The sequence below is a fragment of the Comamonas sp. 17RB genome (genome assembly GCF_030056555.1).
In the GTDB taxonomy this organism is placed as follows: Bacteria; Pseudomonadota; Gammaproteobacteria; order Burkholderiales; family Burkholderiaceae_C; genus Comamonas; species Comamonas terrigena.
The window spans coordinates 344,122-357,643 of record NZ_JASHHY010000001.1; the positions used below are offsets into that span (position 1 = coordinate 344,122).

The window sequence follows — 13,522 nt, forward strand, 5'->3', positions numbered from 1 at the left end:
CCGGCATGGAATACGGCCGATGAAAGCGGGAGCGCACAGCAAACCGCCCACCGCGAAAGGCCTTCGGGGTGGGCGGCAAATACAGAGACAAGCGTCAGGCGCAAGGCCTGCGCCTGGCACCCGCGCTGTGCGCCAGGGACCGCGGCCTGTGGGATCAGGGCTTGGTCTTGGGCAGGGCGTAGCCCACCAGGTAGTCGCCCGGCTGGGTCTGCATCAGGTTGTGGCCGCCGGCGGCGATCACCACAAACTGGCGGCCGCTGTCCCTGGACACATAGGTCATGGGCGTGGCATTGCCGCCGGCAGGCAGACGGCCTTTCCACAGCACATCGCCGGTCTTCAGGTCCATGGCGCGCAGCGACTGTTCGCCGGACGCGGCCACAAACACCAGACCGCCCTTGGTGGTGATGGAACCACCCAGGCCCGGCACGCCCATGGGGATGGGCAGGCGGGTGCGGATACCGGCCACGCCGGAGTCTTCCGCCGTGCCGCTGCGGCGCTCCCAGATCACCTTCTGGGTGTTCAGGTCCACGGCCGTCACCAGGGCGAACGGCGGTGCGATGCACGGCGCACCCATGGGCGACAGGAAAGGCTTCAGGTCAGCGGCATACGGCACGCCTTCCTGGGGCACGGCGCCACCCACCGAGGTGCCGGGTGAGCCATCGGCTGCCTTCAGGCCGCGCCGGTTGGCCTCCTCCCGGTCGATCAGCTTGAGCAGCATGGGCACGCGGTTCCAGTTGCCCACCATGATCTGGCGTTCCGGGTCGAACGACACGCTGCCCCAGTTCGATCCCCCCAGCGAGCCGGGGAAGAAGAACACGGTATCGGTGCCGGCCGGGGTCATCGGACCTTCCCAGCGCGCCTTCTTGAACTGGATGCGGCACCACAGCTGGTCCAGCATGGTCATGCCCCACATGTCCTTCTCGCCCACGCCATAGGTTTCCTCGGCATCCAGGCCGGCGAACGTGGGCATGCCGGTGGAATGCGGCTGGGTCTTGGACAGGCGGGACGGGTCTTCCACCCCGCCCTGCGGCGCCGGCAGCTCCTGAACGTCGAACACCGGCTTGCCGGTGCGGCGGTCCAGCACAAAGTTCTGGCCGCGCTTGGTGGGCTGCACCAGCACGGGCACGGTCTCACCCTGGATCTTCAGGTCCAGCAGGCTGGGCTGGGACGCCACGTCATAGTCCCACACGTCGTAGTGCGTGGTCTGGAAGTTCCACACCAGATTGCCGTTGTCGGCATTGATACCCAGCACCGAGCCGCTGAACTTGTTGTCCAGCTCGGTGCGGTGGCCCGCGTAGTAGTCGGGCGTGGCGTTGCCGGTGGGGATGTAGACCATGCCGAGCTTGTCGTCCGCGCTGATCGGACCCCAGGAATTGGGGGTGCCGCGCGTGTAGTGCTCACCGGCTGCGGGTTCGCCGTGGAAATCCGGCTTGCCCATGTCGAAGGCCCAGGCGAAGGCGCCGGTGGTGGCGTCGAACGCGCGGATCACGCCCGAAGGCTCGCCCGTCATCTGGCCGTCCGACACCCAGCCGCCCATCACCACCTTGCCACGCACCACCTGGGGCATGGAGCTGACGTAGTAATAGCCGGGAATGATCTCGCCCATGCCCTGCTTCAGATCGACTTGGCCGTTCACGCCGAAGTCGGCGCAAGGCTGGCCGGTCTTGGCATCCACGGCCAGCAGGCGCGCGTCCACGGTCGGGCCGTAGATGCGTTCCTGGCACATGCCGCCGGGCTGCGGTTCGGGCAGCTTGGCATAGGCCACGCCGCGGCAGGCGGCGGAGCCGGTCACGCCACGCAGATTGACCTTGGCGTTGAAGCGCCAGCGCTCCTCACCGGTTTCGGCGTTCAGCGCCACGATGTCGTTGCGCGGCGTGCAGAAGTACAGGCTGTCGCCGATCTTCAGCGGCGTGGCTTCAAAACGGCGGTTCGGGCCTTCGCTGGGCGGATAGTCGCCGGTGCGGTAGGTCCAGGCCACTTCCAGGCCCTGGACGTTGTCCGGAGTCAGTTGTTCCAGCGGCGAAAAGCGCTGGCCGCCCTGGTTGTTGCCGTAGTAATGCCACTCGTCCTGTGGCGCATCGCCTGCCACGGTCTGCTGGATCTCGGGCAGCGCCTGTGCGGCCTTGGTTTCGTGCTTGTCACCCTTGGCCAGGCCCACCACCACCACGGCGGCCATGGCCACGGCCAGCGCGCCGGCAGCGGCCTTGCCGCCCTGGGCAGAGATGGGGCCGCGCACCACGGTGCGGCGGTACAGCGGCGTCAGCAGCCACAGGCCCAGCACGAACAGCAGGGCCAGGCGCGGCAACAGGGTCCAGAAGTCCAGACCGACTTCGGCCAGCGACCACACCAGCGTCCAGGCCAGCATCAGCGCATACAGCCAGCCGCCCAGCGCGTTGCCGCGCCAGACCAGCACGCTGCTGGCCAGCAGCGCCACGCCGGTGACCAGGTAATACCACGAGCCGCCCAGGCCCGCGAGCTGGCCGCCGCCGATGGCGAGGACCAGCCCCAGAAGAAAAAGAAGGGCCGGATAGATGCGGGCCGGGCGCTGGGCCGTGGCCCCGCCTGCCCTCGCCTGGCCTTGTTGTTGCTTTGTCATTGCTGACCTTTTGAGTGTGGATGTTCTGCCCTGCCCGCCGCTGCAGAGGCTGCAGGCCGGCGGGCGATGGCGCTTGCCCTGCCAGTTTTTTGCCGGGCAGTCTTCGATAAGAGACAAGACTTGCTCGATTTTATTAAAAAGATACCGCAAGGTTAAATTTTGACACTTATGCCATCATGCGCGACCAAGAACATTTGCCTCTTTACCCACGCATGTCTAAAACGGGTATAAGCCCCCACGCTCCGATGACCGCGCGCCCTCCTGCCGCCGCACAGCCACGCACCTGTGCCTCTCCCACCGGCGATGCCGGTGCGCCCCGCCGCCGCACCCCGCGCGGCCCCAGCCCGCAAAAGACCGAAGCCACACGCCTGTCCATCATTGATGCGGCGTTTGCCGAATTTCTGGAACACGGCTACGCCCGGGGTACCACCGCATCGGTGGCCCGCCGCGCCGGCCTGTCCAAGGTCACGCTGTTCCGCTATTTCGACACCAAGGAAGCGCTGTTCGAAGCCGTGATGCAGCGCCACATCGCTTCGGCCACGCTGGCGCTGCAGTCCAGCCCCATGCAGGACAACGAAAGCGTGGGCGCCTTCTTGCTGCGCGCCGTGGCCCCGGCCATGGACGTGATCGACAGCAGCGGCCGCTCCGCCACCGCACGCCTGGTGATTGCCGAAGGGCTGGAATTTCCCCAGCTGGCGCAGATGTACCGGCGTACCGCCCACGAGCCGCTGGTGGCCCGCATCCGCGGCCTGGCCGAGCTGGCCCAGTCGCGCGGCGAGCTCAAGGAACCGGCCCTGCTGGACTACCCCGAACTGCTGCTGGGCCCGCTGTGGCTGGCCATGATGAACAACACCGTGCTGCACCCGCAGATGCCGCTGGACGCCGGCCTGCTGTTCCGCCTGCAGGTGGGCCTGCTGTTTGACAGCGCCCCGCAGCGCAGTCCTTCCGGCCGCCGCAAGGCGGCAAGCGGCGGCTAAAGCCCTGCCCCGCCGGTACGGCGTACACGGCGCGTACACGGCATGCGCCGCATGCACAGCAAGCGCCGGCCTGTGCAGCGGCCCCAAAGCAAACAGCGCCCGCAGGCGCTGTCATCGGTGTCAAAGACCCTCCCTGGCCTTGAATGGGCCTAGGGTGGCGCCGCGCGTCAGGACGCTGCGCCGGTGGGCTCCGCGCCCGTGGCCGCAGCACCCTGCTGCTCGCCGCCCAGCACCTTCCACAAGGTCACGCGGTTGAGCTGCTCGGACAGGCGCAGTCCGATCAGCGTCTGCTGCGCGGTGTACAGGCTGCGCTGCGCATCCAGCACCGTCAGGTAGTTGTCCACGCCCGCCTTGAAGCGCGCATCCGACAGATCGAACGCCTTTTGCGTATTGGCCACCATGCTGGTCTGGGCCTGCAGGCGGTTGCCCCACTGGGCCCGGTCGGCCAGCACATCGGCAGTTTCCTTGAAGGCCGTCTGCACGGCCTTCTCGTATTGGCTGACGGCAATGCGCTGGTTGCTCTCGGCCACCTCGATATTGGCGCGGTTGCGGCCGCCGTCGAAGATCGGCAGCTTCACCAGCGGCACAAAGCTCCAGGTGCGGTTGCCGCTGCCGAACAGCGCATCCAGCTCGCGGCTGCCCGTGCCCACGCTGGCCGTCAGGCTGATGGTGGGGAACAGCGCCGCACGCGCCGCACCGATGTTGGCGTTCATGGCGCGCAGATTGTGTTCCGCCGCCTGGATGTCCGGGCGCTGCAGCAGCACGCTGGACGGCAGCGGCGTGGGCACCGGCAGCAAGGCCGCGCTGTCCGTACCACCAGCCAGGGTCTGGGCCGTGGGCAGCAGGTTCTGCGGCACCGGACCGCCCACCAGCAGCTGCAGCGCATTGCGGTCGCGGTCGACCTGGGCGGTGTAGCTGGCCACATCGCCCCGTGCGGTGTCCACCGTGGTCTGGTTCTGCGCCAGCACCAGGCCCGAGGTCGAGCCGATCTGGTGCATGCGCTCGGTCAGCGCAAAGGCTTTCTCGCGGCTGGCCAGCGTGTCCTGCGCCAGCTGCAGGCGGGCCTGGTCGGCCGCCAGGGTCAGCCAGGCCGTGGCCACATCGGCCACCAGGCCCAGCTGCACATTGCGCTGGTTGTCCTGGCTCTGCAGGAACTGCTGCAGGGCTGCGTCGTTCAGGTTGCGGATGCGGCCCCACAGGTCCACCTCGTAGCTGGCAAAACCCAGCTGGGCGGTGTACTGCGTGGTCGTGGTGCTCGCGCCGGTGCTGCTCAGGTCGGCGGCCGTGCGTGCACGGTTGCCCTGGGCCTGGGCCGTCACGCTGGGCAGCAGATCGGCCCGGGTGATGCCGTACTGGGCACGGGCTTTCTCGATGTTCTCGATCGCCACGCGCAGATCGCGGTTGTGTGTCAGCGCCAGCGCCACCACATCCCGCAAGGGCGCCGATTGCAGCCACTGCAGGGCCTGGGCCTGCTGCAGCGCAGCCTCGCTGGCCACCACCGGGGCGGCCGTGGCCGTCACGGTGTCGGGCACGGCGCCCTGCGGCGTCTGGTGGCGCGGGGCCAGGTTGCAGCCGGCCAGCAGCGCGGTCAGGGCCGCAGCAGCCGCCACGGTCGAAGTCTTCATCATCAGGCGCTTCATGCTGCGCTCTCCTCGTTCACGGCCGGTGTGGGTTCCTGGCGCGAGCGGCTCTTGAACCAGCTGCGGATCAGCAGGAAGAACACCGGCACCAGGAAGATGCCCAGCACCGTGGACGCCACCATGCCACCCAGCACGGCCGTGCCGATGGCATTGCGGCCGCCCGCACCAGCACCGGTGCCGATGGCCAGCGGAATCACACCGAAACCGAAGGCCAGCGACGTCATCAGAATGGGTCGCAGGCGCAGGCGCACGGCTTCCACCGTGGCATCGAACAGCTTCTTGCCCTGCTCCTGCAGCTGCACCGCAAACTCCACGATCAGGATGGCGTTCTTCGCCGCCAGGCCCACCGTGGTCAGCAGACCCACCTGGAAGTACACGTCATTGGTCAGGCCCCGGGTGTAGGTGGCGGCCAGCGCGCCGATCACGCCCAGCGGCACGGCCAGCATCACCGACAGCGGCACCGTCCAGCTCTCATACAGCGCGGCCAGGCACAGGAACACGAACAGGATGGAGATCGCATACAGCATGGGCGCCTGCGCACCCGACTGGCGCTCCTGCAGGGAAGCACCGGTCCACTCGTAGGTGATGCCGGCAGGCAGCTTCTGCAAAATGGCTTCCACCGTTTCCATGGCCGTACCCGAGCTGATGCCGTGCGTGGCGCGCCCTTCGAACTCGTAGGCCGGGCTGCCGTTGTAGCGCAGCAGCTGGGGCGAACCATAGGCCCAGTAGGTGCTGGAGAAGGCACCGAACGGCACCATCTCACCGTTCTTGTTGCGCACGGTCCATTTGGCAATGTCTTGCGGCAGCATGCGGTGCGGGGCATCGCCCATGATGTAGACGCGCTTGACGCGGCCGTTGTTCAGGAAGTCGTTCACATAGGTGCCGCCCATGGCGCTGGACAGCACGCTGTTCACATCGCTGTACGACAGGCCCAGGGCCGCCGCCTTGCGGTCGTCCACGTCCACGCGCAGCTCGGAGGCGTCTTCCAGGTTGGTGGTGCGCACCGCCGTCAGCAGCGGGCTGGCCCGCATCTCGCTGAGCACCTGGTCACGCGCTGCCAGCAAGGCCGCGTGGCCCACGGCGTTCACGTCCTTGAGCATGAAGTTGTAGCCCGAGCTGGAACCCAGACCCCGCACGGCCGGCGGCAGAATGACCTGCACGCGGGCATCGCGGATGCTGGCCAGGTCCTGCGTGGCCTTGTTGGCAATCGCCGCGGCCGACTGCGACGGCAAGGGGCGCGCGCTCCAGGGCTTGAGGCGGATGAAGCCGCGCGCCGAGCTCTGGTCACCATTGAGGCCCGAGACCTGGTTGAAACTGATCACATCGGGCTGGTCGGCCAGGTAGTTGCGCACCTCGTCCAGCACCTCCTGCAGGCGGGCGTCGGACGCCCCGGCCGGCAGGTTCACGTTGACGTAGACAAAGCCCTGGTCTTCATCGGGCAGGAACGAGGTGGGCAGCTTGGCCATCAGCAGCCACACGCCCAGCAGCACCGCCAGGAAGATCAGCATCATGCGCTTGGAGCGCCCCAGGCTGAAGGCCACCGTGCGCTGGTAGCGGTTGGCCGTGGCATCGAAATGGTGGTTGAACCAGCGGAAGAACCGGTCGTTGATGCCCAGCAGACCCGCCCGGATGGGACGCTCATGGGAGTCGCCATGCGAGCGGTCCGGCGCCTTCAGCAAGGTCGCGCACAGCGCCGGCGTCAGGGTCAGCGCCACGAACACCGACAGGCCCATGGCCGCCACGATGGTGATCGAGAACTGGCGGTAGATCACGCCGGTGGAGCCGCCGAAGAAGGCCATGGGCACGAACACCGCCGACAGCGTCACCCCGATGCCCACCAGGGCGGAGGTGATTTCCTTCATGGACAGGCGCGTGGCTTCCTTCGGTGAAAGCCCGGTCTCGTGCATCACCCGCTCCACGTTCTCCACCACCACAATCGCATCGTCCACCAGCAGGCCGATGGCCAGCACCATGGCGAACATGGTCAGGGTGTTGATGGAGTAGCCCGCAATCGACAGCACGCCAAAGGTACCCAGCAGCACCACGGGCACGGCAATCGCGGGGATCAGCGTGGCGCGGAAGTTCTGCAGGAAGATGAACATCACGATCACCACCAGCACCATGGCCTCGCCCAGGGCGTGCATCACTTCGTTGATCGAGGCGCGCACGAACGGGGTGGAGTCCGAGCTGACGAAGTACTCGATCCGGTTCGGGAAGAAGGGCTTGAGTTCGGCCAGCTTGGCGGCCACCGCATCCGACACCGCCATGGCGTTGGCGCCGTCGGCCAGGATGATGCCCATGCCGGCGCCGGGCATGCCGTTGAGCTTGGTCTGGATGGACAGGTTGTCCGCCCCCAGTTCCACGCGCGCCACGTCCTTCATCGTGACCACCGAGCCGTCGGTGGATGACTTGATCACGATGTTCTCGAACTCTTCCGGCGTCTTGAGCTTGGTGCGCGCCGTGATGGTGGCATTGAGCTGCTGGTTCTGCACCGCCGGCAAGGCACCGATCTGGCCGGCCGAAACCTGGGCGTTCTGCGCGTTCAGCGCCGTGACCAGGTCCGAGGGCATCAGCGCATACTTTTCCATCTTGGCCGGGTCCATCCAGATGCGCAGCGCATAGTTGGTCCCGAACACGCTGATGTCACCCACCCCTTCGATGCGGCCGATGATGTCCACCAGATTGCTGTTGATGTAGTCGCCCACATCCACCGCGCTGATGGCTTCATCCGGCGAGTAGAAGCTGTAGGTCACCAGAAAGTCCTGGCCGCCCTTGTTGATGAACACCCCGCGGGTCTTCACCGCATCCGGCAGGCGGTTGATCGCCCCCTGGATCTTGTTCTGCACCTGCACCTGGGCCACGTCCACATTGGTGCCGGGCGCAAAGGTCAAGGTGATGCGGGCCTGTCCCGACGCATTGCTCGTCGAGCTCATGTAGAGCATGTTGTCGATGCCCTTGATCTGCTGCTCGATGATCTGCGTGACCGAGTTTTCCACGGTCTCGGCCGAGGCGCCGGTGTACTGCGCGCCGATGGTCACGCGCGGGGGCGCGATGTCGGGGTACTGCTCCAGCGGCAGGGTCTTGATCGACAAGGCCCCGCCCAGCATGATGATGATGGCGATGACCCATGCAAAGATGGGCCGGTTGATGAAGAACTGAGCCATGTGCGCTGCCTCGCCGTCTTACTTGCTGGCAGGCTGGGCCGCCGGGGCGTCCGCTGCAGCTTGTACCGGAGGCTCGCCACGCGTGCTCTTGCGGGCCGCCTTGGCCTGCATGTCCACTTCGACGGGCTTGACCTTGTCGCCGGCCTTGACACGCTGGAATCCGTCCACCACCACGCGCTCGCCGGCCTTCAGCCCGCTTTGCAGCAGCCACTGGCTGCCCACGGCACGGTCCAGTTCCACATCGCGCTTTTCCAGCACATCGCCTTCCTTGGCCACCAGCACGCTGGGGCGGCCGGTCAGGTCGCGCGTCACCGACTGCTGGGGCACCAGCAGCGCATCCGGCGCCAGCGCCGTGGGCAGCAGCGCCTGCACATACATGCCGGGCATCAGCAGGCCTTCGGGATTGGGCACCACGGCGCGCAAGGTCAGCGTGCCCGTGGTGTCGTTGACGATCACGCCGGCAAATGCCAGCTTGCCCTGGTGGGCGTAGTCGCTGCCGTCGTCCAGCTTGATGCGCACGGCAATCTTGTCACCGTCCACCTTGGCAAAGCGGCCAGCTTCCAGCTCCCGCTTGAGCTGCACCACGTCCGCGCTGGACTGGGTGAAGTCCACATACATGGGGTCCATCTGCACGATGGTGGTCAGCGTCGTGGTCTGGTTGGCCGTCACCAGCGCACCCGGGGTCACGGCAGACAGCGCAATGCGCCCGCTGATGGGCGCCTCGATGCGGCTGTATTTCAGGTTGATGCGGGCCGTCTCCAGGCTGGCCTTGGCCACGGCCACGTCGGACTGGGCCTGGAGCGCAGCGGCCTGGCTTTCCTCGTAGGCCTGCTGGCTGATGGCGTCGATCTTCACCAGCTCCGCGTTGCGGCGCGCGGTGGCGGCCAGCGTGCGCTGGCTGGCTTCGGCCTTGGCTACGGCCGCAGCCGCGCTGCGCTCGGTGGCCTGCAGCGACGCTGCATCGATCTGGTACAGCGGCTGACCCTGCTTGACCACCGCCCCTTCGGTGAACAGGCGCTTCTGGATGATGCCCGAGACCTGGGGGCGCACTTCCGCCGTCAGAAAGGCCCGGGTGCGGCCCGGCAGGCTGGCGTCCAGCTGCTGGCTCTGCGGCTGCAGTGTCACCACCCCCACCTGCACCGCCTGCTTGCCCGCAGGCGCTGCCGGCTCGCCGCCTTTGGAGCAGGCCGCCAGCAGCAGCGCCGCGCCCACTGCGCACCACCACCCCCCATACGCTGCACGTTGCGGACCGTGTGAATCAGAATGGGGCACACGGGAGGCAGACGCCTGCGGTTGGTGCAAGCGTGCAGTGATGGCAGTCTTCATGGGGGAGAGGTCGATCATCAGAAAGGGGCCATTCTGGCCCCCTTATGTTTACGTTTCGTAAAGCCTACAAATGTAGGGCAATTCCTGCATGCGCGGGGGCGAAACTCGCCGCACGCCCATGCCGCCATTGGGAGCCATCTGTCGCCAGCAAGTTCCCTGCCATGGTGCAGACCGTATTCTCCCCACGGGCCTGCGCCCTGGCTTACGCCGCTTACGCTGCTGCCGCCGCTCCGCGCAGTGCCTCGCGCAGCTGCTGCCCCACCTCGGGGCGGCCCGCGAACGCATCGGTCGGGTTGCGCAGGTTCAGGATGTCTTCCATCCGCGCCTGCACATTGCCCAGCGCATGGGGGTGGCTGAAGATGTAGAACTGGTCCTCGGCCATGGCCGCAAACACCTTCTCAGCGATGTGGGTGGCCGTGACCTTGCCCGAGCCCACGGCCTTTTGCGACATGGCCCGCGCCACCTTCTGGCTGCCGGTCAGCGTGGCATTGCTCATCTCGGCGGGGCGGTTGCGTTCGCTGTCAGCGATGCCGGTCGGCACGAAATACGGGCACAGCAGGCTGCAGTGCACCTGGTCGGTCACCAGGCGCAGGTCCTGGTACAGGGTCTCGGTCAGCGCCACCACGGCGTGCTTGCTGACGTTGTAGACCGCCATGTTCGGCGGCGCCAGCATGCCCGCCATGCTGGCGGTGTTGACGATGTGGCCGCGCCACTGCGGGTTCTGGCGTGCGGCCTCCAGCATCATGGGCGTGAACAGGCGCACCCCGTGGATCACGCCCCACAGGTTGACGCCCAGAATCCACTGCCAGTCGGCCTCGGTCTGCTCCCACACCAGGCCGCCGCCGCCCACGCCCGCGTTGTTGAAGACGAAGTGCGGCGCGCCAAAACGCTGCTTCACCTCCTGGGCCAGCGCCGCCATGGCCTCGCCGCTGGACACGTCCACGCGCCGCGCCAGCACATCGGCCGCCCCCAGCGCCTTCGCCTCGGCCGCCGCGCGCTCCAGCGCATCGGCCTGCACATCCACCAGCACCAGCTTCATGCCGGCGCGCGCGCCGATGCGCACGCACTCCAGGCCGAAGCCGGAACCGGCACCGGTCAGCACCGCCGTCTTGCCTTGCAGGTCTTTCAGCATCTTGTCTGTCTCCTTATTGTGGTTGTCACACGGGCGCCATGCGCCCGGAAAAAAGGCGCCTGCCGTTGCCGGGGGCGCCTGGGGTCGGTCTGGTTCAGACCAGTTTGACCAGCTGTTTGCCGAAGTTCTTGCCCTTGAGCATGCCCAGGAACGCTTCGGGCGCCGCCGCCAGGCCCTGCGCCACCGATTCGCGCGGGCGCAGCTTGCCGATCTGCACCAGATCCGACAGCTCGGCCAGGGCCTTGGGCCACATGCCCATGTGCTCGCTGACGATGAAGCCCTGCACCTTCAGGCGGTTGATCAGAATCAGCGCCGGATTGGCCATGGGCAGGGGCTGGCCGTCGTAGCCGGCAATCATCCCGCACAGGGCAATGCGGCCAAAGGCGTTCATGCGCAGCAGCACGGCGTCCAGGATGTAGCCGCCCACGTTTTCAAAGTAGCCGTCGATGCCGTCCGGGCAGGCCGCCTTCAGTGCCCCGGCCATGGACTTCACATCCGGGTGGGCGCGGTAGTCGATGCAGTGGTCAAACCCCAGCTCCTTGACGGCATAGGCGCATTTTTCCGGCCCGCCGGCAATGCCCACCACGCGGCACTTGCGTGCCCGGGCCAGGGCCGCGAACGCGCTGCCCACGGCGCCGGTGGCCGCGCTGACCACCAGGGTCTCGCCCTCCTTGGGCGCAATGATCTGGTCCAGGCCGTACCAGGCCGTCACCCCGGGCATGCCCACGGCCCCCAGGTAGTAGGACAGCGGCACATGGGCCGTGTCCACCTTGCGCAGCATGCCCGGCGCATCGCCGTCCACCACGCTGTAGGTCTGCCAGCCGCCCATACCGACCACGCTGTCGCCGGGCTGAAAGCGCGGGTGGCGGCTTTCCTCCACCACGCCCACGGTGCCGCCCTGCATCACCTGGCCCAGGGGCTGGGGGGCTGCATAGCTCTTGGAGTCGTTCATGCGCCCGCGCATGTACGGATCCAGGCTCAGGTAGTGGTGGCGCACCAGCACCTGGCCTGGGGCCAGAGCGGGGGTGTCGGCTTCCGTCAGGCGGAAGTTGTCGACCGTGGCTTCGCCCTGGGGGCGGTTGTCCAGCAGGATCTGCGGATTACGGGGCATGTCATCTCCTTCGGTTGTGTTCGCCGCGTACGCCCGATTGCTGGCGCGCCGCAGCCTTTCTTACCTTGCAAAATCAACACCCCGCCGCCGCGCCGCCCAGGGCGGGCGCCGCGCGCGCAGGGGCTCAGTCCGTGGCGATCACGGTGTCTTTTGTATCCTTGCTGCCCGGGCGCACGGTGCGCGGCATGTACTTGAACGTGCCGGTGGCGTGGCTGCACAGGCGGCCTTCACCGTCGTAGACCTTGCCTTCGCAATAGGCCATGGTCTTGGTGCGGTGCAGCACCAGGCCCTTGGACACCAGCAGGCCGCGCGCCGGCTGCATGAAGCTGGTCTTCATCTCGATGGTGACGCAGCCGAAGTCGTCGCTCTCCAGGCTGCGCGCCGCCACGGCCATGGTCACGTCCAGCAGGGTCATGCTGGCGCCGCCATGGGTCACGCCAAAGGTGTTCAGGTGGTCGGACTGGGCTTCATAGCGCAGCTCGGACTCGCCGTTTTCCATCTTGTGCAGGGTGAAACCCAGATGTTCGACGAAGGGAATGGGGATGGCGCCAAAGCTCAACACAGGGAGAGTCTCCAAAAATTCGGGGGAAGTCCCCGAGCATAGCGGCGCTGGCCGCCCGCGCGGACCACATTGCTGTCACCTACGCGCTTGGACGACAGTCTCATTCCACACCGGCCGTCAGCCGCCCACCAGCGCGCTGACGCCGCCGTCCACCGCCATCCACTGGCCGGTGATGTGCTTGCCCGCCGCGCTGGCATACAGCAAGGTGATGCCTTTCAGATCCTCATCATCGCCCAGGCGCTGCAGCGGCGCATGGCTGCTCATCTGCTCCTCACCCAGGGTGTCGATCAGCACCTCCGCCATCTTGGTGCGGAAGAACCCCGGGCAGATGGCGTTCACCGTGATGCCGTAGCGCCCCCACTCCCCGGCCAGCGCACGGGTGAAATTCAGCACCGCGCCCTTGGAGGTGTTGTACGCAATGGTCTTCATCGCCACCGGATTGCCGCCCAGCGCCGCGATGGAGGCCAGGTTGATGATGCGGCCGCTGCGGCGCGGGATCATGCTGCGCTTGGCAATCTGCTGGCTCAGCAGGAAATAGCCGCGCACATTCAGGTTCATCACCTTGTCCCAGGCGCTCAGCGGGTGCTCTTCGGCCGGAGCCCCCCAGCTGGCGCCGGCGTTGTTGACCAGAATGTCCACGTGATCCAGGCGCTGCAGGGTCTCGGTTGCCAGGCGCTCGATGTCGTCCTCGCGGGCGCAGTCGGCGGCAATCCAGCTGGCGTCAATGCCCTGGGCCTGCAGCGTGGCGGCGGCCTCTTCCAGGTCCACCGCCTTGCGCGAGCTCAGCACAATCCGGGCCCCCGCCTCGCCCAACGCCTGGGCCATCTGCAGCCCCAGGCCGCGCGAGCCCCCGGTCACCAGGGCGGTCTTGCCCTGCAAATCGAACAATTGCTGCACGGTATGTGCCATGGTCTGTCTCCTTTTTGTCCCCCTCCATACGCGCTGGCCGAGCCATGCGTTGGCGGGTGGTGGTTGTTTGCCAGGCATTGTGCAAGTGCGCTGCCAGCCCCCCTG

General features: G+C 67.1%; 9 protein-coding genes. 1 reads left to right on the top strand and 8 read right to left on the bottom strand.

Going from position 1 to position 13,522, the window contains the following annotated elements; genetic code table 11:
- Nucleotides 1-154: 154 nt before the first annotated feature.
- On the bottom strand, nt 155-2,596 hold the full coding sequence (locus QM470_RS01430; RefSeq protein WP_283337871.1) for a membrane-bound PQQ-dependent dehydrogenase, glucose/quinate/shikimate family: 2,442 nt from the start codon (nt 2,594-2,596) through the stop codon (nt 155-157).
- Between the two features lie 245 nt (nt 2,597-2,841).
- On the opposite strand from QM470_RS01430, the gene QM470_RS01435 reads away from it, so the two are divergent.
- Nucleotides 2,842-3,573, top strand: coding sequence for a TetR/AcrR family transcriptional regulator (locus tag QM470_RS01435; RefSeq protein WP_283337872.1), 732 nt, complete (start codon nt 2,842-2,844; stop codon nt 3,571-3,573).
- A 167-nt stretch (nt 3,574-3,740) separates the two neighbouring features.
- Here QM470_RS01435 and QM470_RS01440 read toward each other — a convergent pair whose 3' ends face one another.
- From QM470_RS01440 to QM470_RS01470, 7 genes are all read right to left on the bottom strand, one after another.
- Complete coding sequence (locus tag QM470_RS01440; protein WP_283337873.1) at nt 3,741-5,213, bottom strand: efflux transporter outer membrane subunit; 1,473 nt, start codon at nt 5,211-5,213, stop codon at nt 3,741-3,743.
- Nucleotides 5,210-8,377: an efflux RND transporter permease subunit gene (locus tag QM470_RS01445; RefSeq protein ID WP_283337874.1), complete on the bottom strand. Its 3,168-nt coding sequence runs from the start codon at nt 8,375-8,377 to the stop codon at nt 5,210-5,212. The genes QM470_RS01440 and QM470_RS01445 overlap by 4 nt, the downstream gene beginning before the upstream one ends.
- A gap of 18 nt (nt 8,378-8,395) precedes the next feature.
- Complete coding sequence (locus QM470_RS01450; RefSeq protein WP_502846790.1) at nt 8,396-9,721, bottom strand: efflux RND transporter periplasmic adaptor subunit; 1,326 nt, start codon at nt 9,719-9,721, stop codon at nt 8,396-8,398.
- 193 nt (nt 9,722-9,914) lie between these two features.
- On the bottom strand, nt 9,915-10,835 hold the full coding sequence (locus tag QM470_RS01455) for an SDR family oxidoreductase (protein WP_283337875.1): 921 nt from the start codon (nt 10,833-10,835) through the stop codon (nt 9,915-9,917).
- Nucleotides 10,836-10,929: 94 nt separating this feature from the next.
- Entirely contained in the window at nt 10,930-11,946 is a 1,017-nt protein-coding gene (locus QM470_RS01460) for an NADP-dependent oxidoreductase (protein ID WP_283337876.1), read from the bottom strand.
- 124 nt (nt 11,947-12,070) lie between these two features.
- Nucleotides 12,071-12,508: a PaaI family thioesterase gene (locus QM470_RS01465; protein WP_283337877.1), complete on the bottom strand. Its 438-nt coding sequence runs from the start codon at nt 12,506-12,508 to the stop codon at nt 12,071-12,073.
- A gap of 117 nt (nt 12,509-12,625) precedes the next feature.
- Nucleotides 12,626-13,417, bottom strand: coding sequence for an SDR family oxidoreductase (locus QM470_RS01470; protein WP_283337878.1), 792 nt, complete (start codon nt 13,415-13,417; stop codon nt 12,626-12,628).
- Nucleotides 13,418-13,522 lie beyond the last annotated feature (105 nt).

What these genes read in the sequence shown, in the direction of transcription:
- QM470_RS01430 (WP_283337871.1), bottom strand. Translation starts at nt 2,596, where the DNA reads ATGACAAAGCAACAACAAGGCCAGGCGAGGGCAGGCGGGGCCACGGCC.
- QM470_RS01435 (WP_283337872.1), top strand. Translation starts at nt 2,842, where the DNA reads ATGACCGCGCGCCCTCCTGCCGCCGCACAGCCACGCACCTGTGCCTCT.
- QM470_RS01440 (WP_283337873.1), bottom strand. Translation starts at nt 5,213, where the DNA reads ATGAAGCGCCTGATGATGAAGACTTCGACCGTGGCGGCTGCTGCGGCC.
- QM470_RS01445 (WP_283337874.1), bottom strand. Translation starts at nt 8,377, where the DNA reads ATGGCTCAGTTCTTCATCAACCGGCCCATCTTTGCATGGGTCATCGCC.
- QM470_RS01450 (WP_502846790.1), bottom strand. Translation starts at nt 9,721, where the DNA reads ATGATCGACCTCTCCCCCATGAAGACTGCCATCACTGCACGCTTGCAC.
- QM470_RS01455 (WP_283337875.1), bottom strand. Translation starts at nt 10,835, where the DNA reads ATGCTGAAAGACCTGCAAGGCAAGACGGCGGTGCTGACCGGTGCCGGT.
- QM470_RS01460 (WP_283337876.1), bottom strand. Translation starts at nt 11,946, where the DNA reads ATGCCCCGTAATCCGCAGATCCTGCTGGACAACCGCCCCCAGGGCGAA.
- QM470_RS01470 (WP_283337878.1), bottom strand. Translation starts at nt 13,417, where the DNA reads ATGGCACATACCGTGCAGCAATTGTTCGATTTGCAGGGCAAGACCGCC.